Annotated in this window: 20 protein-coding genes; 10 read left to right on the top strand and 10 right to left on the bottom strand. The window is 70.1% G+C overall.

The window, feature by feature from the left end; genetic code table 11:
- Positions 1–118: 118 nt before the first annotated feature.
- From ABTU92_RS00480 to ABTU92_RS00460, 5 genes are all read left to right on the top strand, one after another.
- Positions 119–1,129, top strand: a complete 1,011-nt coding sequence (locus ABTU92_RS00480) for a DnaJ C-terminal domain-containing protein (RefSeq protein WP_408086580.1) — start codon at positions 119–121, stop codon at positions 1,127–1,129.
- A gap of 363 nt (positions 1,130–1,492) precedes the next feature.
- Positions 1,493–2,311, top strand: coding sequence for an enoyl-ACP reductase FabI (gene fabI, locus ABTU92_RS00475; RefSeq protein ID WP_408086578.1), 819 nt, complete (start codon positions 1,493–1,495; stop codon positions 2,309–2,311).
- Between the two features lie 111 nt (positions 2,312–2,422).
- On the top strand, positions 2,423–3,589 hold the full coding sequence (aroC, locus tag ABTU92_RS00470; RefSeq protein WP_408086576.1) for a chorismate synthase: 1,167 nt from the start codon (positions 2,423–2,425) through the stop codon (positions 3,587–3,589).
- The gene (gene ribB, locus ABTU92_RS00465; protein ID WP_408086574.1) at positions 3,586–4,716 is read left to right on the top strand and encodes a 3,4-dihydroxy-2-butanone-4-phosphate synthase; all 1,131 of its coding nucleotides are present in this window, start codon (positions 3,586–3,588) and stop codon (positions 4,714–4,716) included. Before aroC ends, ribB begins: the two co-directional genes overlap by 4 nt.
- A gap of 225 nt (positions 4,717–4,941) precedes the next feature.
- Positions 4,942–5,820 carry a DUF1194 domain-containing protein gene (locus tag ABTU92_RS00460; RefSeq protein WP_408086572.1) on the top strand — a complete coding sequence of 293 codons (879 nt, stop codon included), beginning with the start codon at positions 4,942–4,944 and terminating at the stop codon, positions 5,818–5,820.
- Positions 5,821–6,130: 310 nt separating this feature from the next.
- Here the strand turns inward: ABTU92_RS00460 and ABTU92_RS00455 are convergent, their stop codons facing one another.
- The 3 genes from ABTU92_RS00455 to dxs all read right to left on the bottom strand — a co-directional run bounded on the left by ABTU92_RS00455 (position 6,131) and on the right by dxs (position 10,249).
- Positions 6,131–7,369, bottom strand: a complete 1,239-nt coding sequence (locus ABTU92_RS00455) for a class I SAM-dependent RNA methyltransferase (protein WP_408086570.1) — start codon at positions 7,367–7,369, stop codon at positions 6,131–6,133.
- Positions 7,366–8,118, bottom strand: coding sequence for a TlyA family RNA methyltransferase (locus ABTU92_RS00450; RefSeq protein WP_408086568.1), 753 nt, complete (start codon positions 8,116–8,118; stop codon positions 7,366–7,368). The genes ABTU92_RS00455 and ABTU92_RS00450 overlap by 4 nt, the downstream gene beginning before the upstream one ends.
- Positions 8,119–8,305: 187 nt before the next feature.
- Positions 8,306–10,249, bottom strand: a complete 1,944-nt coding sequence (dxs, locus tag ABTU92_RS00445; RefSeq protein WP_408086566.1) for a 1-deoxy-D-xylulose-5-phosphate synthase — start codon at positions 10,247–10,249, stop codon at positions 8,306–8,308.
- 489 nt (positions 10,250–10,738) lie between these two features.
- On the opposite strand from dxs, the gene ligD reads away from it, so the two are divergent.
- A complete protein-coding gene (gene ligD, locus ABTU92_RS00440) occupies positions 10,739–13,537 on the top strand; it encodes a DNA ligase D (protein WP_408086564.1) in 2,799 nt (932 codons plus the stop codon).
- 31 nt (positions 13,538–13,568) lie between these two features.
- Here the strand turns inward: ligD and ABTU92_RS00435 are convergent, their stop codons facing one another.
- Positions 13,569–14,747 (bottom strand): CdaR family transcriptional regulator, encoded by a 1,179-nt coding sequence (locus ABTU92_RS00435; RefSeq protein WP_408086562.1) that lies wholly within the window; start codon positions 14,745–14,747, stop codon positions 13,569–13,571.
- Between the two features lie 225 nt (positions 14,748–14,972).
- On the opposite strand from ABTU92_RS00435, the gene ABTU92_RS00430 reads away from it, so the two are divergent.
- Complete coding sequence (locus ABTU92_RS00430; RefSeq protein WP_408086560.1) at positions 14,973–16,313, top strand: gluconate:H+ symporter; 1,341 nt, start codon at positions 14,973–14,975, stop codon at positions 16,311–16,313.
- A gap of 13 nt (positions 16,314–16,326) precedes the next feature.
- Positions 16,327–17,163, top strand: coding sequence for an MBL fold metallo-hydrolase (locus ABTU92_RS00425; RefSeq protein WP_408086558.1), 837 nt, complete (start codon positions 16,327–16,329; stop codon positions 17,161–17,163).
- A 264-nt stretch (positions 17,164–17,427) separates the two neighbouring features.
- On the opposite strand, the gene ABTU92_RS00420 is transcribed toward ABTU92_RS00425, so the two are convergent.
- The 4 genes from ABTU92_RS00420 to ABTU92_RS00405 all read right to left on the bottom strand — a co-directional run bounded on the left by ABTU92_RS00420 (position 17,428) and on the right by ABTU92_RS00405 (position 21,298).
- Complete coding sequence (locus tag ABTU92_RS00420) at positions 17,428–18,342, bottom strand: pirin family protein (protein WP_408086556.1); 915 nt, start codon at positions 18,340–18,342, stop codon at positions 17,428–17,430.
- A gap of 59 nt (positions 18,343–18,401) precedes the next feature.
- On the bottom strand, positions 18,402–18,653 hold the full coding sequence (locus ABTU92_RS00415; protein ID WP_408086554.1) for an exodeoxyribonuclease VII small subunit: 252 nt from the start codon (positions 18,651–18,653) through the stop codon (positions 18,402–18,404).
- A gap of 73 nt (positions 18,654–18,726) precedes the next feature.
- On the bottom strand, positions 18,727–20,136 hold the full coding sequence (locus tag ABTU92_RS00410) for a cation diffusion facilitator family transporter (protein WP_408086552.1): 1,410 nt from the start codon (positions 20,134–20,136) through the stop codon (positions 18,727–18,729).
- A gap of 298 nt (positions 20,137–20,434) precedes the next feature.
- Positions 20,435–21,298, bottom strand: a complete 864-nt coding sequence (locus tag ABTU92_RS00405) for an aldo/keto reductase (RefSeq protein ID WP_408086550.1) — start codon at positions 21,296–21,298, stop codon at positions 20,435–20,437.
- A 200-nt stretch (positions 21,299–21,498) separates the two neighbouring features.
- On the opposite strand from ABTU92_RS00405, the gene ABTU92_RS00400 reads away from it, so the two are divergent.
- Positions 21,499–22,479, top strand: a complete 981-nt coding sequence (locus ABTU92_RS00400; protein ID WP_408086548.1) for an aldo/keto reductase — start codon at positions 21,499–21,501, stop codon at positions 22,477–22,479.
- A gap of 218 nt (positions 22,480–22,697) precedes the next feature.
- Positions 22,698–24,803, top strand: coding sequence for an alkyl/aryl-sulfatase (locus ABTU92_RS00395; RefSeq protein WP_408086546.1), 2,106 nt, complete (start codon positions 22,698–22,700; stop codon positions 24,801–24,803).
- A gap of 125 nt (positions 24,804–24,928) precedes the next feature.
- Here the strand turns inward: ABTU92_RS00395 and ABTU92_RS00390 are convergent, their stop codons facing one another.
- Together ABTU92_RS00390 and ABTU92_RS00385 are read right to left on the bottom strand one after the other, a co-directional pair.
- Complete coding sequence (locus tag ABTU92_RS00390) at positions 24,929–25,177, bottom strand: hypothetical protein (RefSeq protein WP_408086544.1); 249 nt, start codon at positions 25,175–25,177, stop codon at positions 24,929–24,931.
- Positions 25,178–25,334: 157 nt separating this feature from the next.
- Positions 25,335–26,129 carry a FadR/GntR family transcriptional regulator gene (locus tag ABTU92_RS00385; protein WP_408086542.1) on the bottom strand — a complete coding sequence of 265 codons (795 nt, stop codon included), beginning with the start codon at positions 26,127–26,129 and terminating at the stop codon, positions 25,335–25,337.
- Between the last annotated feature and the right edge of the window lie 158 nt (positions 26,130–26,287).

Raw genomic sequence — 26,287 nt, 5'->3', positions numbered from 1 at the left:
ATCTTCGCGTCGAACCGCCGTGGAGACGTCCGCCTCGCGTTGCGAAATGGGGCGATTCCCCCCACATTTACCCGCGAACGGGTGAATCGCCCGACCTGCGTTTCGGAGTTTTCAGAGCATGCGCAACCCCTACGAGGTCCTCGGGGTGCCGCGGACCGCGGACGCGGCCGCGATCAAGAGCGCGTTCCGCAAGCTCGCCAAGAAGCTGCATCCCGACGCCAACCAGGACGACCCGAAGAGCGCCAAGCGCTTCGCCGAGATCAACCAAGCCTACGAGATCATCGGCGACGAGAAGAAGCGCAAGGCGTTCGACCGCGGCGAGATCGACGCCGAGGGCAAGCCGCGCTTCCACGGCTTCGAAGGTTTCGGCGCCCATCCCGGCGCCGGCGCGGCCGGCGGCGGCCCGGGTGGCGCCCATTTCGAGAACTTCTCGTTCGGGCCGGAGGGCTTTCGGCGCGCCGGCGGTGGCGCCGGCGCGCGCGGCTTCGGCGGCGGCTTCGAGGACATCCTCAAGGACGTGTTCGGGGCGGCCGCGGCGGGCCACGGCGGCCGCCGCACCGGCTTCGGCGGAATGCCGTTCGAGGCCGAGGACATGCATCAGCCGGCCGGCCGCGACGTCGAGGCTGCCGTCACCATCACGCTCGCCGAGGCCGCCAAGGGCGGCACCCGGCGCGTCCACCTGCCGACCGGCAAGGAGGTCGAGGTCAAGATCCCGGCCGGCCTCGTCGACGGCCAACAGATTCGCCTGAAGGGGCAGGGGCTTCCCGGCCCCGGCGCGGTCGGCGACGCGCTCGTCACCGTGACCATCGCGCCGCATCCGCTGTTCGAGCGCGACGGCGCCAACCTGCGCCTCGACCTGCCGGTGACGCTCTACGAGGCGGTCCTGGGCGGCAAGGTGCGGGTGCCGACCCTCGACGGCGCCGTCGAGCTGAACATCCCGCCCGGCACGTCGAGCGGCCGCACCTTCCGGCTCAAGGGCAAGGGCCTTCCGGCGAAGGGCGGCACCAACGGCGATCTCCTCGCCAGCATCCGCATCGTGCTGCCCAAGGAGCACGACATCGAGCTCGACGAGCTGATGCGCCACTGGCGCGACGCCAAGCCCTACGATCCCCGCCGCGACATGGAGTGAGCGGGGCCGGACGGCCGTCCGCCCGCGGGCGGACGCCGTTTTCCCAAGATCCGTTTCAAGATCCGTTTCCGGCGTCCGCCGATCGTTGCCCGCGGGGTTCCCGATCGCCCCCGCGCCGTTGCCGACCGGTCCGGCTCGGTCTGGTGAAAACGTTTTCATCGTAAAGGCTTGGCGCTGTTGTTGTGAGGCGCGACGGAACCGGTCGCGCGGTCCGGATGCGACGGGCGCGGAGCGTGAGGGTGAGTCCGTGTCGCACGATCCAACCAATGGCGGGCCGCGTGGGCGTCCGCCCCGCCTTGCCGCCGCCCGGCCCGGCGTGCCATAGGTGCGGCCGCGCCGGTCACGGCGGTTCAGAGGATCATCATGCCGGATACTGCAGGGCTCCTGCGCGGCAAGCGCGGGCTCATTTTTGGCGTTGCCAACAATCGTTCGATCGCCTGGGGGATCGCCAAGGCGGCCCGCGCCCAGGGGGCGGAGCTCGGCTTCACCTACCAGGGCGACGTGCTCAAGAAGCGGGTCGAGCCGCTCGCCGCCGAGCTCGGCGCGCGCCTGCTCGGCCATTGCGACGTCACCGAGCCCGAGACCATCGACGCCGTTTTCGCCGCCGCCGCCGAGGCGTGGGGCACCATCGACTTCGTCGTCCATGCCGTCGCCTTCTCGGACAAGGACGAGCTCGACGGCCGCTATGTCGACACCTCGGTCGACAACTTCACCAAGACGATGCTGATCAGCTGCTACTCGTTCACGGCGATCGCCCAGCGGGCCGAGAAGCTGATGCCGAACGGCGGCGCGCTGCTGACGCTCACCTACTACGGCGCCGAGAAGTGGATGCCGCACTACAACGTCATGGGCGTCGCCAAGGCGGGCCTCGAGGCGTCGGTGCGCTACCTCGCCGCCGACCTCGGCGCCAAGGCGATCCGGGTCAACGCCGTCTCGGCCGGCCCGATCAAGACGCTGGCCGCCGCCGGGATCGGCGACTTCCGCTACATCCTGCGGTGGAACGAGTACAACTCGCCGCTCAAGCGCACCGTGACGATCGACGAGGTGGGCGACACCTCGGTCTATCTCCTGTCCGACATGTCGCGAGGCGTGACGGGCGAAATCCATCATGTCGACGCCGGCTATCACGTCGTCGGCATGAAGCGGCCGGACGCGCCCGACATCTCCGTCGTCAAGGAGTAGCCGCCGCGACCGGTGCTCCGGGCCGGCCTGCCGGCTCGGCCGGACGGCCGATTTGACCCCCGGGGTTCCGGCGCGCTACCAGACCGGCAGCGCAGGACCCCCGTTAGAAAAATGTCGTTCAACACCTTCGGCCATCTGTTCCGGGTCACCACCTTCGGCGAGAGCCACGGGGTGGCGCTCGGCTGCGTGGTCGACGGCTGCCCACCGCGGATTCCGATCGAGGCGGCCGAGATCCAGGCGTTCCTCGATCGTCGCCGGCCCGGCCAGTCGCGCTTCACGACGCAGCGCCGCGAGCCGGACGCGGTGAAGATCCTCTCCGGCGTGTTCACGGATCCGGAGAGCGGCGTCCAGGTGACCACCGGCACGCCGATCGCGCTCGTCATCGAGAACACCGACCAGCGCAGCAAGGACTACGGGGCGATCAAGGACGCCTACCGGCCCGGCCACGCCGACTACACCTACGACGTGAAGTACGGGCTGCGCGATTATCGCGGCGGCGGCCGCTCCTCGGCGCGCGAGACGGCGGCGCGGGTCGCGGCCGGCGCGATCGCGCGAAAGGTGGTGCCGGGGTTCTCGGTGCGGGCCGCGCTGGTCCAGGTCGGCCGCCACACCATCGATCGCGGCCGCTGGGACTGGGACGAGGTCGACAAGAACCCGTTCTTCTGCCCGGACGCCGAGGCGGCGCGCGTCTTCGCCGACTTCCTCGACGACGTGCGCAAGGCCGGCTCCTCGGTCGGCGCCGTGGTCGAGGTGATCGCCGAGGGGGTGCCGCCGGGTCTCGGCGCGCCGGTCTACGGCAAGCTCGACGCGGACCTCGCCGCCGCCCTGATGGGCATCAACGCCGTGAAGGGGGTCGAGATCGGTGCCGGCTTCGCGTCCGCCGCCCTCACCGGCGAGGAGAACGCCGACGAGATGCGCCTCGGCAACGACGGCGCACCACGCTTTCTCACCAATCACGCCGGCGGCGTGCTCGGCGGCATCTCCACGGGCCAGCCGCTCGTCTGCCGCTTTGCCGTCAAGCCGACCTCCTCGATCCTGACGCCGCGGGCGACCGTGAACCGCTTCGGCGAGGAGACCGAGATCCTCACCAAGGGCCGCCACGACCCCTGCGTCGGCATCCGGGCCGTGCCGGTCGCCGAGGCGATGGTTGCGTGCGTGGTGGCCGATCATTATCTGCGCCAGCGCGGGCAGGTCGGCACGCCGCCGGCCTGGCCGTTCGCGCGCCCTGCCGGGGCTCCCGAAGAGATCCCCGCCGCTCATACGAAAGTCCGCGAATGACCAACGAGAACAGCAGGCGCGTGGAGGCGGCTGTCGCCGCCTTCGCGCGGGGCGAGCTGGTGATCGTCACCGACGACAACGACCGCGAGGACGAGGGCGATCTGTTCGTCGCCGCCTCGATGTGCACGCCCGAGAAGATGGCCTTCGTGATCCGCCACACCTCGGGCATCGTCTGCGCGCCGCTCTCCGCCGAGGAGGCGCGGCGGCTGCGGCTCGACCCGATGGTGGCGTCGAACGACGCGCCGCTCGGCACCGCCTTCACGGTGTCGGTCGACGTGAAGCGCGGCTTCGTCACCGGCATCTCGGCCGAGGAGCGCACCAACACGGTGCGGGCGCTCGCCAACCACAACACCGTCGCGTCCGACTTCGTGCGGCCCGGCCACGTGTTTCCGCTGGTCGCCCGCGAGGGCGGCGTGCTCATGCGCTCCGGCCACACCGAGGCCTGCGTCGACATGTGCCGGCTGGCCGGCCTGCCGCCGGTCGGCGTGCTGGCCGAGCTGATGAACGACGACGGCACCGTCATGCGCGGCCCCGAGGTCGCGACCTTCGCCCAGAAGCACGGGCTCGTGTCGATCTCGGTCGCCGACCTGATCGCCTACCGGCAGGTGCGCGACAAGCTGGTCGAGCGCATCTCCACCTTCACGGTGCAGACCGAGATCGGCCCGCTGAAGGGCCATGCCTATGTCACGCCGTTCGAGGCCGTGCACCACATGGCGCTGGTGGTCGGCGACATCGGCGACGGCCGCAACGTGCCGACCCGGCTGCACCGCCACAACCTGCTGCGCGACACCTTTGGAGGCGCCCCCACCGTCCACGCGGCGCTGCGGCGCTTCAAGCAGGAGGGCCGCGGCGTGCTGGTCTTCCTGCGCGACGGCACGGTCGGCGTGCCGGCCGCGGACCTGCCCAAGAACGGGAATGTCAACGGGAACGGTGGCGGGACCGCCGACGCTCCGACCGAGTCCGAGGCGGCCCGCACCCTGCAGTGGCGCGAGATCGGCGTCGGTGCGCAAATCCTGAAGGATCTCGGCGTCACCTCGATCCGCCTGCTCACCTCGGCCGAGCACAAATATGTCGGCCTCGCCGGCTTCGGCATCGAGATCACCGGCACCGAGCCGATCGGGGCGTAGCGGGCTTACGACGCCCGTCGTACCGGGGCGGCGCGGAGCGCCGAGCCCGGAACCCATAACCCCTGCGTTCCGAAAGCAATTTGGACCGGGCGTATGGATTCCGGATAGCCGCTTCGCGGCTTCCGGAATGACCCTTCCTCCGTTTATGCCCGATAAATCGATCGTGAACTCCGGTTCAGCGCCGTCCGTGAGAGCATTGCGATTCTCGGCACGGCGGAGACGGGCATGCGCACGGGGTATTCGGCGGTTGCGGCGGCGGTGCTGGCGGGGCTCGCGGCCCTCGTCGTGGCGGGCGCCGGGCCGGGACTCGTCGCCGCGCCGGCGGTGCGACTCGCGGATCTCCCGAAGTCGCAGGCCGACTCGACCGTCGACGTCGAGCTGGTGCTGGCCGTCGACATCTCCTACTCGATGGATCCGGAGGAGCAGGCGCTGCAGCGTGAGGGTTACGTGTCGGCGCTGACCTCGCCGGAGTTCCTCGCCGCCCTCAAGCAGGGCATGCACGGCAAGATCGCCGTCACCTATGTCGAATGGGCGGGCTCGGCCGACCAGCGGGTGCTGGTGCCGTGGCGCGTCGTCGACGGTCCCGGCAGCGCCGAGGCCTTCGCGGCGTCGATCGCCGAGGCGCCGTATCGGCGCGCCTACCGCACCTCGATCGCCGGGGCGCTCCTGTTCTCGGCCGATCTGTTCAAGGACAGCGGCCAGCGCGGCATCCGCCGCGTCATCGACGTCTCGGGGGACGGGGCCAACAACCAGGGCGCCCAGGTCGATCACGTCCGCGACGAGGTGGTCGCCAAGGGCATCACCATCAACGGCCTGCCGCTGGTGCTCAAGCGCCCGAACGCCGCCACCATGGATCTCGAGGCGCTCGACATCTACTACGAGGATTGCGTGATCGGCGGCCCGTCCGCCTTCATGATCCCGATCCGCGACCGCACCCAGTTCAAGGAGGCGACCCGCACCAAGCTGGTGCTGGAGATCGCCGGCCGCACGCCGGAGGTCCGGGTGATCCCGGCCGCCGACACCGAGCCGCGCGCGACCCCCCGGGTCTCCTGCACGATCGGCGAGCGCATGTGGCAGCAGCGCTGGGGGCGGGATTTCAATTAGGCGGGTCTCGAGACGCGGGTCGCCCCGGTGTCATCAGCCGTCATGCCCGGCCTTGTGCCGGGCATCCACGTCTTTCGCTTCGCTGAATGGTCGAAGATCGTGGATGGCCGGGACGAGCTCGGCCATGACGATGGCAGGGCCTGATCACGTCATCGCCCTTCAGCGCTTCTTGATCTCGAGAAGCCGCGCCGGCGCCCGCTCGTCCCCGCGAAGGCGGGGGACCCAGGGGCGACACGGCACGCGGCTTCTGGATCCCCGCTTGCGCCGGGATGAGCGGTGCATGGGGCCGCATCAGTGGAAACCGCGCGAGCTACCGCACGAACTTCGCGACGATCTCGACGTGATAAGAATACCTGAACTGGTCGACGGGCGTGACGTCGGTCAGACGGTAGCCGCCGGCGGTCAGGATCGCGGCGTCACGGGCGAAGGTCGCGCTGTTGCACGACACCGCGACGATGACGGGCACGCGGCTCGCCGCGAGCGCGCGGGCCTGCGCCTCGGCGCCCTGGCGCGGCGGATCGAGCACCACGGCGTCGACCTTCATCAGCTCCGCCGCGACCAGCGGCCGGCGGAACAGGTCGCGCGCCTCGGCCGTCACGGGCTTCAGCCCGGACGTGTTCTGGGCGGCGCGTGACAACGCCTGCACGGCGGCGGCGTCGATCTCGACGGCCCGCACCTTCGCGCGTTCGGCGAGCCGCAGCGTGAACGGCCCGAGGCCTGCGAACAGGTCGACGACGCTCTTCGCGTCCCCGACATGGGCCTCGACCAGCCGGGCGAGCGTCGCTTCGCCTTCGGCGGTCGCCTGCAGGAACGGGCCGGGCGGCAGCGCCACCACGGTCCGCCCGATCCTTATCGTCGGCGCGACCCTTTGGGCGACCAGCTCGCCGTGCCGCGTGAGACGCGCGAGCCGGTGCTTTTCGGCGACCGCGGCGAGCGCGCCGGTGCGGCCGGAATTGAGCGGGCCAGAGCCGCGCACGTCGACGTCAAGGCCGTCGTCGGTCGCCGTCACCTGGATGTCGAGCGGCTTCTTGACCGGCCCGAGCGCCTCGGCGATCGCCCAGGCGACCTCGACGAAGCCCTTCAGGCCGGGCGCCGTGACCGGGCAGCGGTCGATCGCCACGATCTCGTGGGCGCGCTGCGCCGAGAAGCCGACCTGGAGAATGTCGCGGGTGCCGCGCCGCGCATGCAGGGTGACGCGGCGACGGCCCTCGCCATGCGCGTCGACGAGATCGCCAACCGGCGCGTCGATCCCGGCGGCGCGCAGCGCCTCGACGAGAAGCTCGCGCTTCCAGGTCCGGTAGGGCGCCTCGGCGAGGTGTTGCGTGGCGCAGCCGCCGCACACGCCGAAATGCGGGCAGATCGGCACGATCCGGTCCGGGCTCGCGGCCTCGACCCGCACCAGCCGGCGGCGGTCGGGATGGCCCGGGACCGGCTCGGCCGCGACCGTCTCGCCGGGCAGCGCATAGGGCACGTAGACCGGGAACGCGGGTCCGTCGACGACGCCGTCGCCGCGCCGCCCGAGCGACGCGATGGTGAGGTGCTCGGTCACGTCGGGGCTCCGGGCGGCGCGCCGCGTCGGGCGACGAGCAGGAATTCCCGATTGCCGTCGCCGCCGGCGATCGGGGAGGGGAGCAGGGTGCGGACCTGGCAGGCGAGCGCGCGCACCCGTGCCGCGGCGCTTTCGCACACGGCGTCATGCACGGCGGGATCCCGTACGATGCCCTTCTTCAGGTGCTCGCGGCCGGCCTCGAACTGCGGTTTTATCAGAACCACGAGGTCGCAGGCGGGGGCGGCGAGCGCGAGCGCCGCCGGCAGCACGAGAGCGAGCGGGATGAAGCTGACGTCGATCACGACGAGGCTCGGTGCGGTGTCGAAGGCGTCGGGCGTCAGCGCGCGGATGTCGGTCGCCTCGCACGAGACGACGCGCGGATCGGCACGCAGCTTGGGGTGGAGCTGATCACGGCCGACGTCGACCGCGTAGACCTGCGCGGCGCCGCGGCCGAGCAGCAGATCGGTGAAGCCGCCCGTCGAGGCGCCGACGTCGAGGCAAACGCGGCCGGCCGGGTCGATCGCGCCCGCGTCGAGCGCCGCCGCGAGCTTCAGGGCGCCGCGCGACACGTAAGGATACGCCGGCGCGGCTGCGATCACGGCGTCGACCGAAAGCGTGTCGGAGGGCTTGCCGACCGGCACGCCGTCGGCCGCGACGAGGCCGGCCGCGATGGCGGCCTGGGCCTTGGCGCGGCTCTCGAACAGGCCGCGCTCGACCAGCAGTCGATCGGCGCGCAGGCGAGGGGACATGATGTGTTGACGAGTCGTGCTGACGTGTAGGGTGGGCAAAGCGAAGCGTGCCCACCGTGTCGTGTTCGATCGTCGAAGCGATCGATCATCCGAGGACCGGACGCCGAAGCGACAGATCGTCGAGCCCCGATCGCGTGGGCACGGCGCTCGCGCGCCTTTGCCTACCCTACGGTTCAGGCCGCCCGGCTCAGGCGAGCTTGGCGATCTCCTTGGCGGCGTCCTTGCCGAGCGCCTCGAACACCTTGGTGACGATGCCCTTCCGGTCGAGGCCGGCGACCGCGTACATGGCCGGCTGGGTGTCGTGGTCGATGTAGCTGTCGGGCAGCACCATCGACCGCACCTTCAGGCCGCGATCCAGGAGGCCGTGCTCGGCGAGCGCGTGCAGGCAGAAGGCGCCGAAGCCGCCGATCGAGCCTTCCTCGATGGTGATCAGCACCTCGTGCTCGCGGGCGAGCCGGGCGAGCAGGTCGACGTCGAGCGGCTTGGCGAAGCGCGCGTCGGCGACCGTGGTGGAGAGCCCGAGCGCGGCGAGCTCGTCGGCGGCCTGCAGGCACTCGGCGAGCCGCGTGCCGTAGGAGAACAGGGCGACCTTGTGGCCCTCGCGCACGATCCGGCCCTTGCCGATCGGCAGCGGCGTGCCCTCGAGCGGCATCTCGACGCCGTTGCCCTCGCCGCGCGGATAGCGCAGCGCGGTCGGGAACTCCTCGCAGGCGACCTGGGTCGCCACCATGTTGACCAGCTCCGCCTCGTCGGCGGCCGCCATCAGCACCATGTTGGGGATGCAGCCGAGATAGGCGATGTCGAACGAGCCCGCATGCGTCGGGCCGTCGGCGCCGACCAGGCCGGCGCGGTCCATGGCGAAGCGCACCGGCAGCTTCTGCAGGGCGACGTCGTGCACCACCTGGTCGTAGGCGCGCTGCAGGAAGGTCGAGTAGATGGCGACGAACGGCTTGTAGCCCTCGGTCGCGAGGCCGGCCGCGAAGGTGACGGCGTGCTGCTCGGCGATGCCGACGTCGAAGCAGCGTTCCGGGAACAGCTTGCCGAACAGATCGAGCCCGGTGCCGGACGGCATCGCGGCCGTGATGGCGACGACCTTGGAGTCCTTGCGGGCCTCCTGCACCAGTGCCTCGGCGAACACCTTGGTGAAGGAGGGCGCCTTGGCGTTGGACTTCACCTGGGTGCCGGTCGCGACGTCGAACTTGACGACGCCGTGATACTTGTCGGCGGAGGTCTCGGCCGGCGGGTAGCCCTTGCCCTTCTGGGTCACGCAGTGGACCAGGATCGGCCCCTTGCGCTTGGCGTCACGCACGTTCTTCAGCACGGGCAGCAGGTGGTCGAGATTGTGCCCGTCGATCGGGCCGACATAGTAGAAGCCGAGCTCCTCGAACAGCGTGCCGCCGTGGGTGATCATGTTGCGGGCGAACTCTTCGGCCCGCACCGCCTGCTCGTGCAGGCGCCGCGGCAGATGCTGGGCGAGCTGCTTGCCGATCTCGCGCAGCGACAGGTACGGCTTGCCCGACATCAGGCGCGCCAGATAGGCCGACAGCGCCCCGACCGGCGGCGCGATCGACATGTCGTTGTCGTTGAGCACCACGATCAGGTTGGAGTCCATGCCGCCGGCGTTGTTGAGCGCCTCGTAGGCCATGCCGGCCGACATCGAGCCGTCGCCGATCACCGCGACGACGTGATTGTGCTTCGTCTTGTCGAGGTCGCGGGCGACCGCCATGCCCAGCCCGGCCGAGATCGAGGTCGAGGAGTGGGCGGCGCCGAACGGGTCGTAGGGGCTCTCGGTGCGCTTGGTGAAGCCGGAGAGGCCGCCGCCCTGGCGCAGCGTGCGGATGCGGTCGCGCCGACCGGTAAGGATCTTGTGCGGATAGGCCTGATGGCCGACATCCCAGATCAGCCGGTCGGCCGGCGTGTCGAAAATGTAGTGCAGCGCCACCGTGAGCTCGATGACGCCGAGGCTGGAGCCGAGATGGCCGCCGGTCTGGGAGACGGCGGCGATCGTCTCGGCGCGAAGCTCGTCGGCGAGCTGGCGGAGCTCGCTCGTCTCGAGGCGGCGTAGATCCTCGGGAAGGACGACGCGGTCGAGCAGCGGCGTTTGCGACGGCTGGTGCGACGGCTGGGGCAAGACACTACCTCCCTCGAGGGGTCAACAAACACGTCCAGTCAAGGACTTATCGTACAAGAGCCAGTCCGACAACTCGGCCGGGCAGGGGGCGTCTTCGCAATTGCGTCATCGCCCCGGCCGGAACCGCTCGCCGGCATTCAGCGTTCTCACTCAACCACTTGGCAAACAGATCGACCCCGCTCGAACAGTCCGGACCGACATGTCGGCACGTGCAAACCCTAAAACTTACCTCGAACGGCCGGCTCTGTCATGTGGGCGTCACCACCTGCTCCCGGCCGCCCGGCGGCTCCGTCTCAATACACTTAGTCAAACGAAGTGGCATCGGGTTCGCAACATTATGGTGGATTCCGGGGCCGGCGCGTCGGCTCCGAGCGACGACTCCGTGTTTCCGTACCGCGCGTTCGGCCGGATCGCTCCGCTCTACCTCGCCGCTTCTTACGATACGGTTCCCGACGTGGCGACCAAACCCCGGGGCGGTAAGAGCCGGTGATGGCACTCGACCTCTATCGGCAGAAGCGGAAGTTCGACGTCACCCCGGAGCCGCGTGGCCGCAAGGCACGGACGAAGGGCTCGACCTTCGTCGTGCAGAAGCACGCGGCGCGGCGGCTGCATTACGATTTCCGGCTCGAGCTGGACGGCGTCCTCAAGAGCTGGGCCGTCACCCGCGGCCCCAGCCTGGTGCCGGGGGAGAAGCGGCTCGCGGTGGAGACCGAGGACCATCCGCTCGACTATGGCGGCTTCGAGGGCACGATCCCGAAGGGGCAGTACGGCGGCGGCACCGTGATGCTGTGGGACCGCGGCCGCTGGATCCCGGACGGCGATCCGCATGCCGGCCTGAAGAAGGGGCACCTGCAGTTCACGCTGGAGGGCGAGAAGCTCAAAGGGCACTGGCATCTCGTGCGCATGCACAAGCGCGCCGGCGAGACGCACGACAACTGGCTGCTGATCAAGAGCGAGGACGCGGCGGCCCGCACGCCCGCCGACCCGGACCTGCTGGAGGAGGCGACGCTCTCGGTCGAGACCGGCCGCTCGATCGACGAGATCGCCGCCGGCAAGGCGCCGAAGCGCAAGTCCAGCGTGAAGGCCGCCGCGGTGTGGCAGTCGTCGCGGACGGAGACACCCGACAAGACAAGAAAGAGCCCCCCACCCCCGACCCCTCCCCGCCACGCGCTTCGCGCGCGGGGGGAGGGGAGTCGAGGTGTTGCGGCTCCCCTCCCCCCATTCGCGTTAGCGAATGGCGGGGAGGGGTCGGGGGTGGGGGGAGCAGCGGCTCCGCAAGCTCGAAGCTCCCGACGCGGCAAGGCCGCGCTGCAACCCGCCGCCCCGACGAAAAGCAAGGCCAGGCCGACCCGCGCCCCGAAGCCCAAATCGAGCTTCGCCCCGCTCCCCGACTTCGTCCCGCCCTGCCTCGCGACGCTGGCCGATGCGCCGCCGGACGGACCGGACTGGATCCACGAGATCAAGTTCGACGGCTACCGCATCCAGGCGCGGCTGGAGGACGGGGCGGTGGTGCTGCGCACCCGCAAAGGACTCGACTGGACGAAGCGCTTCCGGTCGGTCGCCAAGGCCGTCGCGGCGCTGCCGGCCGCGACGGCGCTGATCGACGGCGAGATCGTCGTCGAGACCGCGGCCGGGGTGTCGGACTTCGCCGCGCTTCAGGCGGCGCTCGAGGCGGGCCGAGACAACTTCGTCTACGACGTGTTCGATCTTCTTCATCTCGACGGACGTGATCTGACGACCCTGCCGCTCGCCGAGCGCAAGGCGGCGCTCGCCGCGCTGATCGCCAACGCCCCCGGGGGCACGCTGCTGCGCTTCTCCGACCATCTCGCAGAAAGCGGCGCCGTGGTGCACGAGCATGCCTGCCGGATGGGACTGGAAGGCATCGTCTCCAAGCGCAGCGACGCGCCGTATCGCTCCGGCCGCGGCACCGACTGGATCAAGAGCAAATGCGCCGACCGCCAGGAGTTCGTGGTCGGCGGCTATCGGCTCGCCACCGGCGCGACCCGGGCCGTGGGGGCGCTCGCGGTCGGCACGTTCCAGGACGGCGTTCTCCAGTACGTCGGCCGCATCGGCACCGGCTACACCGAGAAGACCGCGCGCGATCTGTTCAAGCGCCTGTCGCCGCTGAAGGTCGACAAGATGGCGTTCGAACGCCTGCCGGCCGACGAGCGGCGCAAGGACATCGTCTGGGTGAAGCCGGAGCTCGTGATCGAGGCCGAGCTGCGCGGCCGCACCGGATCGGGCCTCCTGCGCCACGCCGCCTTCAAGGGACTTCGCGAGGACAAGGCATCGCACGAGGTCGTGCGCGAGACGCCGGTGCCGGTGCGCGACGTGGAGGAGACGATGGCGACAGCGAGGAAGTCTGCATCGAAGACGTCACGCGCCGCGTCGCCTCTCCCCGCGCGCGGGGAGCGGAATCGCGGTACCGCGGCCGCGACGGCTGCCCCACCCAAGCTCACCAATCCGCAGCGGGTGTACTGGCAGGACGTCGACATCACCAAGCAGGGGCTGGCCGACTATTACGCGCAGGTGTGGGACTGGATCGCGCCTCACGTCGTGCGCCGGCCGCTGGCGCTGCTGCGCTGCCCGAACGGCGTCGGCTCGGAGTGCTTCGTCCAGAAGCACGCGCACGCGACCTTCGACAAGAGCCGCATCCTCACGGTCGACGACGACGGCGAGAAGCTGATCGCGATCGACAGCCTCGACGGGCTCCTGGCACTGGTGCAGGCCGGCGTGCTGGAGATCCATGTCTGGGGCTCGACCATCGACCGCGTCGACCTCAACGACCGGCTGGTGTTCGACCTCGATCCCGGTCCCGACGTGACATGGGTCGACGTGGTGGCCGGAGCGAAGGAGGTGCGCGACCGCCTCGCCGACCTGAAGCTCGAGAGCTTCGTGAAGACCTCGGGCGGCAAGGGGCTGCATATCGTCGTGCCGCATGCCGGCGCCGACTGGGCGACCGCCAAGGAGTTCTCAAAAGCGATCGCGCTCGCGATGACGGCGGACTCGCCCCAAAAATATCTGGCGAAGATGACCAAGAGCGCGCGGGTGGGGAAGATCTTCGTCGACTATCTGCGCAACGGTCGCGGTGCCACCGCGGTCGCGGCCTACTCGCCGCGCGCCCGCCCCGGTGCGCCGGTGTCGACTCCGGTCGCCTGGAGCGAGGTGACGGCGAAGCTGTCGCCGGCGCGCTGGACCGTGCTGAACCTGATGGATCGCCTGAAGCGCCTGAAGTCCGATCCCTGGGCCGAGATCGGCAAGGTCAAGCAGAAGCTCCCGAAGGCCTGATCGCGACCAGCCTTCGATCGATGCCGCCGCCTCACGGCTTCGGAGCCGACGCCGGATCGGCGCCGAGCGCGACCCAGGTCAGCACGGCGTCGTGGAAGCGGCGCGCCGGCGCAAGGCCGGTGATCTCCTCGAACTGCCGCAGCCGATAGGCGAGCGTGTTGCGGTGGATGCCGAGCGCCGAGGCCGCGGCGCTGGCGTCGAGATTGGCGGTCAGCACCGCCGCGACGGTCTCGCGCAACGCCGGACGTCGGGCGAAGGCGGCCGCGATGCGCGCCGCGAGGGGCTGCGCCGCAGCGCCGCCGTCGCCGGCCATCAGGCGGTCGCGCAGATAGTCGGCGAGCAGCGGCTCCTCCGTCACGGCCCGCACCGGCAGGCGCTTGCCGGCGCGGGCGAGCGCGAAGCGCGCCTGCCGGAACGAGGCAGGGAACCGCCCGGGCGTCGCGTGTCCGCCGACGCCGGCGCGCACCACCAGCCCGGATCGTCGCGCCAGATCGCGTCGCACGGCATGGACGCGGGCGAGCAGCGCCGCGTCCGGCGGGCCGGCCGCCGCGAACAGCACCGCCACGGTCTTCTCCAGCGTGCCGACGAAGTCGCCCGGCTGCAGCGTGCCGCTGCGCCGCAGGTGATCCTCGCAGTCGGCGAGCGGCATCGCGGCGAGGCTGCCGACCCCCTCGGCCGCCGTGGCGCCGGGGCCGGCATCGGCCACGAACAGCGCGACGATCCGGGCCGGCTCGACGTCGAAGCCGACCGAGCGGGCGAGCCGGCGCGCCGCCGCCGGCAGCTCGTCGCCCTCGTGCATCAGGAGGAGCTGGGTGAACTCCTCGCGCATCCGGCGCGTCGCGCCGGATTCCCGCTGCAGCGACTCGCGCTCCAGCACCAGCTCGGTGATCATCTTCACGAGCTGGGCGGTGGCGCGCACCTCGGGCGGATCGCCGAACACCCCGACGACGCCGATCGGCCGCTCGTCCTGGATGATCGGCATATTGATGCCCTGCAGGGCGCCCGGATAGCGGGCGAGCTCGTCCGGGAAGATCTCGATGGTCTCGCCGTGCTCGATGGCGATGCGGGCGCCCATGTGCACGGTGCCGATCCGGTGCGGATGCCCGGAGGCGATAATCTGGCCCCGCAGATCCATAAGGTTCACGTTGCGGTGCACGACCGGGATGATGATGTCGACGATCCGCTGGGCGAGGTCGGGGCTGATGTGCATGGTCGCCGCCTTTTGTGCAGGGCGCACAAAAACGGATTAACGGGCGAGCGCCTTCGCAGCAAGCTTCCTGTTCGCGGCGCGCACCGCCGCGCCTATCCTCGCACCGTACTCACCGGCGCAGATCGAGCCTTCGCTCTCCCCCGCCGTGCCCCGCTCCGGGGCACGGAGCGCTGTCCTTCGCCTCCGCGCCAGTCGCCCCGCTGGAGCCTTCGCTGGAAGGACACCATGACAACGGAACTCTATCTGCTGGTGCTCGTCGCCAGCATCGTCCTGCTACTGGTGCTCACGATCGCCGTGAAGCTGCACCCCTTCGTGGCGCTCGTCACCACCACGGCCTTCGTCGGCTTCGCCACCGGCATGCCGCTCGATCAGATCCTGAAATCGATCGAGGGCGGCATCGGCGGCTTTCTCGGCATGCTGGCGCCCATCCTCGTGCTCGGCGCCATCGTCGGCAAGATGATGGAGGTCTCGGGCGGCGCCGAGCGGCTCGCCCGCGCGCTCATCCGCGTGCTGGGCAAGCGCAACACCCACTGGGCCATGATGATCGTCGGCTACATCTGCGGCATCCCGGTGTTCTTCCAGGTCGGCATCGTGCTGCTGATGCCGCTGCTGTTCAGCGTCGCGCGCGCCGCCGGCATGTCGCTCGTGATGGTCGGCCTGCCGATGATCATCGGCCTGTTCACGGTGCATTGCGTGGTGCCGCCGCACCCGGCCGCGACCGCGGTCGCCGTCGCCCTGCACGCCGATCTCGGCAAGGTGATCCTCTACGGCCTGATCGTCGGCCTGCCGGCCGCCGCCGTCGCCGGCCCGATCTTCGGGCGGATGATCGGCGACAAGTTCACGCTGCAGCCGCCCGAGCGGCTCAAGCAGATCGCCGCCCTGCCGGACGAGGCGCTGCCCCGCCTGGACGTGACGCTGATCACCATCCTGTCGCCGCTGGTCCTGATGATCAGCAAGACCGTGTTCGAGATGGCGCTCGGACCGAAGCACCCGATCATGCCGATCGTCAACTTCGTCGGCCAGCCGATCACGGCGCTGTTCATCGCCGCGATCCTGTCCTACTTCACGCTCGGCCTCGCCCGCGGGCGCGACATGACGTCGCTGCGCGAGTTCAGCGAGCAAGCGATCGGGCCGATGGCCGCCATCCTGGTGATCATCGGGGCGAGCGGCGCCTTCAACAAGGTGCTGATGGACTCCGGCATCGGCGCCGCCCTCAAGGTGGTGCTGACCGCCTGGCAGATCGACCCCTATCTGCTCGCCTGGGGCACGGCGCTGATCATGCACATCGCCATCGGCGGCGCGACCATCGCGATGCTCACGACCGTCGGCCTGATCCTGCCGATCCTGCCGCTCTATCCGGGCGTCGACCCGGCGCTCGTCGCGGTCGCCATCGGCATCGGCACCATCGGCTTCTCGCACGTCAACGATCCGGGCTTCTGGTTCGTCAAGGAATACTTCGGGCTGTCGATGCCCGACATGTTCAAGACTTACACGGCGTCGACCGTCATCGCCGCCTTCGTCGGACTGGCCGCCCTGATGGCCTTCCGCTTCGCCATCGGCGCTTGAGAGGAGAAGTCCCATGAAAGTCACGGTCGCGATGGACAACAATGTCCCGATCAGCGCGCCGCTGCCGCTCACGGCCGAGCACGGCGCCGCCTTCCTGATCGAGGTCGACGGCAAGACCATCCTCTACGACACCGGCCAGACCGGTGCCGTCACGGGCAACATCGCGCTGCTCGGAAAGCACCCGCAGACGCTCGACACGGTGGTGATCAGCCACGGCCATTACGACCATGTCGGCGGTCTCGTGCGGGTGCTGCAGGAGGCCCGCAAGGACATCGAGGTGGTGATGCACGCCAAGGTGTTCGGCGATCGTTATTCGGTCGCGGGGGGCCGGCGGCGGCCGATCGGCGTTCCTTATCCGGAGGACTATCTGCGCTCGCACGGCGGGGTGTGGGATCTGCGCGAGACGCCGCGGAAGCTCACCCCGCATCTGTGGTTCTCCGGGACGGTGCCGCGCGTCACCGACTTCGAGTTCGGCGACACCTGGCTGGTGCTCCGCGGCGACGAGGGCGACGTGCAGGATCCGATCGAGGACGACGCCGTCCTCTACTGCGAGGGCGAGCGCGGCCTGATCGTGATCGGCGGCTGCAGCCACTCCGGGCTCGTCAACATCGTCAAGCACGGCTTCGCCGTGACCGGGCTCAACCGGCTGCAGGGCTTCGTCGGCGGCACCCATCTGGGTCCCGTCTCGAAGGCCCAGCAGGACAAGACGATCGAGCAGCTCGTCGCGTGGAATCCGGAGTTCGTCGCCGCCAACCACTGCACCGGCTTCGCCATGATGGCGCGGCTGAAGGAGGCGTTCGGCCAGCGCTTCATCCCGGCCTTCGTCGGCGAGTCGATCACCACGAGCTGAGATCGGGGATCCCCGGCCGCGACCATTTGCAATGGTCGCGCGGCGTCGGTGGCATTGCATGACTTGGTCATTCCGGGGCGGCGCACCGCGCCGAACCCGGAATCCAACCCCGAATGTCGAGGTCGCCGCTGGATTCCGGGTTCGCGCCTCGGCGCGGAATGACGGCTGATCCAAAGCACTCGCCGCGGCGAAGCCCTCATACGCCGCAGTGTGTTCGATTGAATCGACGGGTCGGCGGACGCTCGGGTGTTCGCTCGCCCCGCGTCACTCCGGCAGCGGGATGAGCTCGCTCTCGCCCGGCACGGCGGCGAAGCGGCCGGCCTTCCAGTCGGCTTTTGCCGCCTCGATGCGGTCCTTTCGCGACGAGACGAAGTTCCACCAGATGTAACGTGGTCCATCCATGGGCGCGCCGCCGAGAATCGCGAGCCGCACCAGCGTCAGCGCCGTCACGGTGATGCGGTCGCCGGGGCGGAAGACGAGCAGCCGCCCGGCCTCAAAGCGGTCGCCGGCGATGTCGACCGCGCCCGAGGCCAGATAGATGGCCCGCTCCTCGGCGGCCGGATCGAGCGGCAGCAGCGCGCCGGCCTCCATCGTCACGTCGGCGAACAGCGTCTCCGAGGCGGTGGCGAGCGGCGAGGTGCGGCCGAACAGCGAGCCGGCGACGATGCGGACCGTCTTGCCTTCGGCCGCCTCCACGGGCAGCGCGGCGCTGTCGTGATGCACGAAGGCGGGCGCGCTCTCCTCGCGGGCCGTCGGCAGCGCCACCCAGCACTGCAGCCCGTGCAGCGGCTCGCCACCGTGGCGGTGGTCCGCCGCCGTGCGCTCGGAATGGGCGATGCCGGAGCCGGCGCTCATCCAGTTGACGGCGCCGGGGCGGATCGCCTGCGCGGTGCCGAGGCTGTCGCGATGAAAGATCTCGCCCTCGAACAGATACGTCACGGTGGCGAGGCCGATATGCGGATGCGGCCGCACGTCGAGCCCGTCGCCGACCTTGAACTCGGCCGGTCCCATCTCGTCGAGGAAGACGAACGGGCCGACCATCCGGCGGCGCGCCGAGGGCAGGGCGCGGCGCACCGCGAAGCCGCCGATGTCGCTGGTGCGCGGCACGATCACTTGCGCGATGGCGTCGCACGCGAAGGCGTCGCCGGGAGCGGGGTCGTTCGCCGGGAAGAAGCTCATCGGGCCTCCGGGGGTACGAGGCGTTTTTTACGCGGGGTGCTTCGAGTGATGCGGGTGCATCACCCGACGTCAAGCGGTTCGGTGCCCTTCGGCTTGCCGGCGGCATCGAGCGTGATCTTCTGCACGCGCGCCTCGGCCTGGGTCAGCAGCTCCTCGCAGCGCCGCTTCAGGCTCTCGCCGCGCTCGTAGATCGCGACCGATTCCTCCAGCGGCACGTTGCCGCTCTCCAGGCGCTCGACGATGCTCTCGAGCTCTTCGAGCGCCCGCTCGAAGCTGAGCGTCGCGACCTCGACTTGCTTCTTCTCGGCCATCCTGTCCGTCGACTCCGTTTTTCTCGGGCCGCAGAAGAGCCCGGCGCGGCGCGTTTGTCCACCGCCGGCCGAGCTACCCCGCCGGCGCGCCGGCCGGGATCGACGCGTCGGCGGTGCGCGGCTCGGCGTGACCGATGGCGCGGCGGATCTCCGGGAAGCGCCGGCGCAGGTCGCGCTCCAGCGCGTCGACCGCCTCGTGCACGTCGATGACGCTGCGGGCCGGGTCGATGTGGCAGTGGAACACCACGATCTCGCCCTCGGGTGTCTCGCGCACCCGCACGTCGTGGACGTTGCGCAGCGGCTCGTGCTCGCGGGCGAGGTCGGACAGGGTGCGCGCGAGCGCGGCGACCCGGTCGGGCGTCGCCTCGCGGCCCGGAATGTTGGGCGCCTGCAGCGGCTCGATATGGGTCTCGACCTCGACCGAGGGGCCGAGCTCGGCCGCGACGGCGTCCTCCAGCGCGCTCGCGATCTCGTGGGCGGCGCCCATCGGCATGTCGCCGTCGACCTCGATGTCGAGCGCCACCGCGAGCCGCTCGCCGATCGCCTGCACGGTGAGGTGATGGACGGCGAGCCCGCGGTTGCGGGCGATCACCATGATGCGCTCCTGCACCGACTCGTCGTCGAGCGCGACCGGCGTCGTCGTGATCGTCACGTCGGCGTCGGCGTCGCCGAGCGTCGCGGCGATGGCGTCCTGCAGCACGCCCTTGAGGGCGGCGACGCGATCGAGCGGCAGCGTGCGCGGCACCGCGATCGCGAGGTCGACGAAATGCCGCGGGCCGACGGTGCGGACCCGCAGCCGCTCGACCCGCACGACGCCGGCGACGCCCGACACTACACGCGACACCCGGTCGCGCACGCCGGGCGGGGCGGCGTCCATCAGCGCCTCGATGGTGCGGCGGCTCATGCGCAGGCCGAGCACCGCGATGATGACGGCGACGACGAGCGCGGCGGCCGCGTCGCCCCAGCCGTAGCCGTACGCCGCCAGCCCGAGCCCGATGATCACCGCGACCGAGCCGTACATGTCGGAGGCGAAGTGGAGCGAGTCGGCCTCCAGGGCCTGGCTGCCGGTTTCGCGCGCTGTCTTCTTGAGCACGTGGGCGCGCCAGCCGTTGACGACCATCTCGATCGCCAGCACGCCGAAGGGCAGGAGCGAGAAGGTCGGCGCGCTGCCGCCCTCGCGCAGGCGCTGCACGGCCTCCACGGCGACGCCGCCGGCGAGCAGGAACAGGAGCGCCGTCTCGGCGAGCGCGGCGAGGCTTTCGACCTTGCCGTGGCCGTAGTGATGGCTGGCGTCCGGCGGCCTGTCGGAGACCCGCACCGCGTACCAGGTGACGAGGGTGGCGCCGAGATCGATCAGGCTATGAAGGGCGTCGGAGATCAGCGCGAGGCTGCCGATCGCGACGCCGATGACGAACTTGGCGCAGGCGAGCGTGCCGCTCGCGGCGACCGACACGGCGGCCACCCGCTCCTTCTTGCTCAGCATGGTCGCGGTCGCGTCCCCGTCGTCGCTCCGGCCCGTCCCTCCGCGTCGAAGGTCGCGCCGAGCAGAATGCCCGTGCTCGCCGATCGGGTGCACGGCCCGATCGCGCACGCCAGGATAGCCGATCGCGGTCGGGGATTCACGGCGGCCGCCACCACCCGCCGACACGTCGTTGGGACCTCGGATCGAGACGACGCCCCGGCCGGGTGGGGCGGCCGCCCCGCGGACCTGTCGCCGCCAATTGCGGCATCAACGTGCCGCAGCGCAGCAGAGCCGACGATTTCTCACAGGCGCCGATTTTTCACAGCATCTCCAGCGCCGTCTTGCGAACCGGTGGCGGAAAGGCGCGATCGAGCGCGGCGAGGTCCTGGGTGTCGAGGGTCAGGTCGAGGGCGCCGCGATTCTCGCGCACGTGTGTCGCGTTGCCGGCGCGCGGGATGGCGATGGTGCCGGGTCGGCGCAGCGCGAAGGCGAGCGCCACCTGGGCGGGCGTGGCGCCGTGGCGCGCCGCGATCGAGACCAGCGTGCGATGCTTCAGCACGCGGCCCTGCTCGATCGGCGAGTAGGCCATCACCGGGATGTTGTGCTGCTCGCACCAGGGCAGGAGATCGAACTCGATGCCGCGCCGCGTCGGATTGTACAGCACCTGATTGGTCGCCACCGCGTTGCCGCCGGGAACGGCGAAGAGCTCCTCCATGTCGTCGGTGTCGAGATTGCTGACACCCCAGTGGCGGATCTTTCCGGCGCGTTGCAGCGTCTCGAACGCCGCGACGGTCTCCGCGAACGGCACGCCGCCGCGCCAGTGCAGCAGATAGAGGTCGATCCGGTCGGTGCCGAGCCGATTCAGGCTCGCCTCGCAGGCTTTTATGGTGCCGGTCCGCGAGGCATTCCCGGGCAGCACCTTGTCCACCACGAAGACCGTGTCGCGTCGGCCCGCGACGGCGCGCGCCACCACCTCCTCGGCGCCGCCGTCGGCATACATCTCGGCCGTGTCGATCAGCGTCATGCCGAGGTCGATGCCGAGCTGCAGCGCCGCCACCTCCTGTGCCGGCGACCGCGATCCCTCGCCCATCCCCCAAGTCCCGAGCCCCAGCACCGGCACGGCCTCGCCGGAGGGCAGGAGGGTGGTCGGAACGGCGGAGAGCGGCGAGGACGATGCGGGCACGGCGGGACTCGTTGATACGTGAGGGATGGGCAGACCTTTCCTAACGCCCGAACACGGCGGCGGCAAAGGCGCAGCGCTGCACGTCTGGGCTGCGACCGGGCCGATCCGCGCCGGGCGTCCATCAGCCGTTGCGTCCGCCGCCATTGCGTTCGCGCCGTCGCGGCGGCAAGGAGAGGCGGCATTTCGGAAAGGCAATCGCGATGGACCGCCGCTCGCTTCCCCACACCGATCTCACCGTCTCGCGCCTGTGCTTCGGCACCATGACGTTCGGCAAGCCGGTCGACCAGCCGACCGCCGACCGCATGGTGGCGCGCTGCCTCGACGCGGGGATCGACTTCTTCGACACGGCGAACGCCTATCAGCTCGGCGGGTCCGAGGAGATCCTCGGACGGGCGCTGGGGGCGCGGCGCAAGGACGTGGTGCTCGCCACCAAGGTGCAGCACAAGATGGGCGAAGGCGCCGACCAGCAGGGGCTGTCGCGCGCCGCCATCCTGCGCCAGATCGACGAGAGCCTGACGCGGCTTCGCACCGATTACGTGGACCTCTACTACCTGCACCAGCCCGATCCGGCCGTGCCGATCGAGGAGAGCCTCGCGGCCATGGACGCGCTGGTGAAGGCCGGCAAGGTGCGTTACGTGGCGACGTCGAACTACGCGGCCTGGCAGGTCTGCGAGATGTTCTGGCTGTCGGAGAAGAACGGCTGGCGGCCGCCGGCCGTGTCGCAGCCGATGTATTCGCTGGTGGCGCGCGGCATCGAGCAGGAGTACCTGCCGATGGCGAAGCGCCTCGGCGTGTCGAGCTTCGTCTACAATCCGCTCGCCGGCGGCCTGCTCACCGGCAAGCACGACCCGAAAGCGGTGACGGCGGGCGGGCGCTTCGACACGGCGTTCTGGGGCAAGTCGCTCTACGCCGACCGCTACTGGCACCCGCGGACCTTCGAGGCCGTGGAGCGGCTGAAGGCGATCGCCGCCGAGGCCGGCCGCTCGCTGGTGAGCCTCGCCTTCGCCTGGGTGCTGCACCACACCGCCGCCGACGGCCTGATCCTCGGCGCCTCGCGCCCCGACCAGCTCGACCAGAACCTCGCCGCCTGCCGCGAAGGCCCGCTGAGCCCCGAGACGGTCGCAGCCTGTGACGCGGTGTGGGACGCTTTCCGCGGGCCGGTGCCGGTCTATAATCGCTGAACTTGCGGCGTCTTCGCGAGACACACAGCCTCGTGTCCCGGGCGCGGCGCAGAGCGCCGTGACCGGGACCCAGGAGGAGGGCCGTCATCGCCCATAAAGAACCGCACTGACTCGTCTCAGGACCGCGCCCGCCGCGGCCTCCCCCTCACACGCACGTGTCTGGACTGTCGTCGGATACCTCCGCAGGTTTCGTCCCCCTGCCATTGCGAGTGCCCGACATGACCACGCGACGCGACTTCGTTCAGGCGGTGCCGGCGCTCGGTGCCGCGTTCTGTGTCGCCGGCAGCCTGGCGACGGGCGACCGGCCCGCCCAGGCTCAGACCCAGAGCCAGCCGGCCGCCGGCCATTTCCATCCCAAGGGCAAGGCGCCGTCGCGCCACACCGCCGAAGTCTTGAAACGGGCGCGCGACGGGCTGCCCTTCGCCGACACGCGCGACCTCGAGGAGCAGAAGCGCGGCCTGATCGCGCCGATGAAGGACATGACGATCATGGCCGACGGCGGCCATGTCGCCTGGGACATGGAGCAGTTCCGGTTTCTCGACACGCCCGGCGAGTTCGACAGCATCCATCCGTCGCTGCTGCGCATCGCGCGGCTGAACAACAATTACGGGCTCTACGAGGTCGTCCCCGGCATCTACCAGGTGCGCGGCTTCGACCTCTCGGATCTGACGATGGTGCGCGGCAAGACCGGCTGGATCGTCTTCGATCCGCTGGTCAGCGCCGAGACGGCGCGGGCGGCGTGGACACTGTTCCAGCAGCATGTCGGACAAGGCCTGCCGATCTCGGCTGTCATCTACTCGCACACCCACGGCGACCACTGGGGCGGGGTGCGCGGCATTCTGGACGAGGCTGACGTGCGCTCCGGCAAGGTGCCGATCATCGCCCCGGTCGACTTCATGGCCCACACGGTGGCCGAGAACGTCTATGCCGGCAACGCCATGAACCGGCGGCTGTTCTATCAGTACGGGCTGCTCCTGCCGGTGGCGCCGCACGGCTTCGTCAGCCAGGGGCTCGGGCAGCGCGTCTCGGCCGGCACGGTCGGGCTGATCGCACCGACTCGCTTCGTCGAGAAGCCGATCGAGGAGATCGAGGTCGACGGGGTGCGGATGATCTTCCAGAACACCCCCAACACCGAAGCGCCGCGGGAGATGAACACCTACATCCCCGATCTGAAGGCGCTGTGGATGGCCGAGAACGTCACGGCGACACTGCACAACATCTACACGCTGCGCGGCGCCCAGGTGCGCGATCCGCTGAACTGGTCGAAATACATCGCGGAGGCGCTGTATCGCTTCGGCGTCGAGGCCGAGGTGATGTTCGCCTCGCATCACTGGCCGCGCTGGGGCAATGCGCGCATCCAGGAGGTGCTGCGGGCACAGCGCGACCTCTACGCCCACATGAACAACCAGGTTCTGCATCTCGCCAATCAGGGCGTCACGATCAATCAGATCCACAATGTCTACGAACTGCCGAAGAGCCTGCAGCAGAAGTGGGAGTGCCGCGGCTATCACGGCTCGGCCCAGCACAATGCCCGCGGCGTCGTGCAGCGCTTTCTCGGCTTCTGGGACTGCAACCCGACGACCCTGATCCCGCTGTCGCCGTCCGACAGCGCGCCGCTCTACGTCGAGATGATGGGCGGGGCCGACAAGATTTTGGCGCGCGGCCGCCAGCTGCACGACGAGGGGCGTTATCTGCTGGCGCAGGAGATCGTCAACAAGCTCGTCCAGGCGGAGCCGGGGAACCGAGCCGCCAAGGATCTGCTCGCCGACATCTTCGAGCAGATCGGCTACCAGCAGGAGAACCCGGGGCTGCGCAACAGCTTCCTGTCCGGCGCCTACGAGCTGCGAACCGGCATCCCCACCGGCGAGGCGGCGAACTCCTCGAGCCCGGACGTGATCCGGGCGATGTCGACGGAGCTGTTCCTGAACTTCCTGGCGATCCGCATGGACAGCCGCAAGGCGGAGGGGCTGCGCTTCACCATCAATCTGGTCACGCCCGACACCGGCGAAAAATTCGTCGTCGAGCTGGAGAACGCCACCCTCACCAGCATCGCCGGCTTCCAGGCCGACAAGCCGGACCTGACGCTGACCATCGATCGCTCCGCCCTCGAGCAGACCATGATGGGAGCCAAGACCCTGGAGGCCCAGATCGCCGACGGCACCGCGAAGGTGCAGGGCGACCCGAGCGTGCTGGCCAAGCTCGCCGCGACGATGGTGGACTTCGATCCGCGCTTCGAGGTGATGCCGGGCACCAAGGCGCGCCCCGCCGCCGTGCAGCACGCCGACGCCTACCAGGCCGTGCCGGAGCGGATCATCGCGGAATAGCCCGCGCGACCGGCCTCACGCTCCGGCACCACGGGAGGCGCGCGAACATGGTCGAGGCGCACTCCTTCGGAGCGCGCCTCACCATGAGGGGCGAGTCGATCCCATCGCTCGACGGTTTGACGGAATCACCCCGCGCGGCCGCCGATCCGCCGGCGGGCCGGGCTGCGACGCACGACTTCGGATACTTCGACGACATCGGCCCAGCGGTCCCACTGCGAGACGTTCTTGAGCCGCTCGTAGCGGCGCTCGGCCCGCGCGACCGCGCATTCGGGGGTGTCCGCGTTCCTCACCTCGAGCCGGTCCTGCAGACAGCAGAACGGGTGACCGTCCGAGCTGAGCAGCCGCTTGAAGAAGCGGATCTGATAGGTCGCCATCGAAACCTCCCGGTGGTGTCTGCACCTCCGTCTTGGTCTCTCGGATGCGTTTCCTCAGGGTGGCACTCTACGCCGCTTCGCGTCGCGGGATTTGTCCGCAGTGGGATCCCACGATCAAACGCCCGTGATCATCACTCGAGAATGGTATCCAAGTGAGTCAGGGCGCCGTGCCGGACGGGCCGCCGGAGCCCGGCGGCCGCTCCGCTGCCGCCTCGCTCGCCCGGCGCACCCGCTCGCGGCTGTTGGCGAGGTGCATGCGCATGCCGGCGCGGGCCGATTCGGCGTCGCGGCGGCGGATCGCGTCGAGGATCGCCTCGTGCTCGCGGTTGGTGCGCGACAGGTAGGACTCGGCCGTCTCGGCGGCGAGCGTCGAGGTGTCGATCCGGGTGCGGGGGATCGTCGCCGTGCCGAGCTGGCGGAAGATCGTCTCGAAGAAGCGGTTGCCGGTGGCGAGCGCGATCTGCATGTGGAAGCGGAAGTCGGGGTCGACGCCGTTGCGACCGGCGCTGATCTCGGCCTCGAACGCATCGATGGCGCGCTGCATCTCGGCGAGGTGCTCGTCGCCGCGTCGGCGCGCCGCCAGCGCCGCCGCCTCGGTCTCCAGGCTGATGCGCAGCTCCAGCATGGCGAGCACGTCCTGCACCGTGACGACGGTGCCGATCTGCACCGGCCCTGCCGGGCTCTCGCACACGAAGGTGCCGACGCCGTGCCGGGTGGCGACGAGGCCGCTCGCCTGCAGGCGCGACATCGCCTCGCGCACCACGGTGCGGCTGACCCGCAGCTCCGCCATCAGCTCGGGCTCGGTGGGCAGCTTGCCGCCGACCCGGTAGACGCCGCCGCGGATCCGTTCGCCCAGCGTGCGCACCACCGTCTCGGCGAGGTTCGGCCGGCGGGTGCGCTCGACCGTGGGAGCGGGCGTGTCGCAGGGTGGAGCGGGGTCGATGGTGGACATGGGCTGACTCGGTCACCCGACCGGGAGTGGTGGGCTCAGTCATCATACGTCTTATGAAAAAGGACGCAAGCGGCCTCTTCCATCACGGGCGAGAATTCAGTAATATTTCGGATTGAGGCCTCATCCTCGTTGCGGCACTTGTTTGCCAAGCCGTCCCG

Origin of the sequence: Rhodoplanes sp. SY1 (assembly GCF_046000175.1) — a bacterium.
Taxonomy (GTDB): domain Bacteria; phylum Pseudomonadota; class Alphaproteobacteria; order Rhizobiales; family Xanthobacteraceae; genus Rhodoplanes.
The sequence above is the reverse complement of the archived record's forward strand: the minus strand, read 5'-3'. Positions and strand labels throughout refer to the sequence as shown.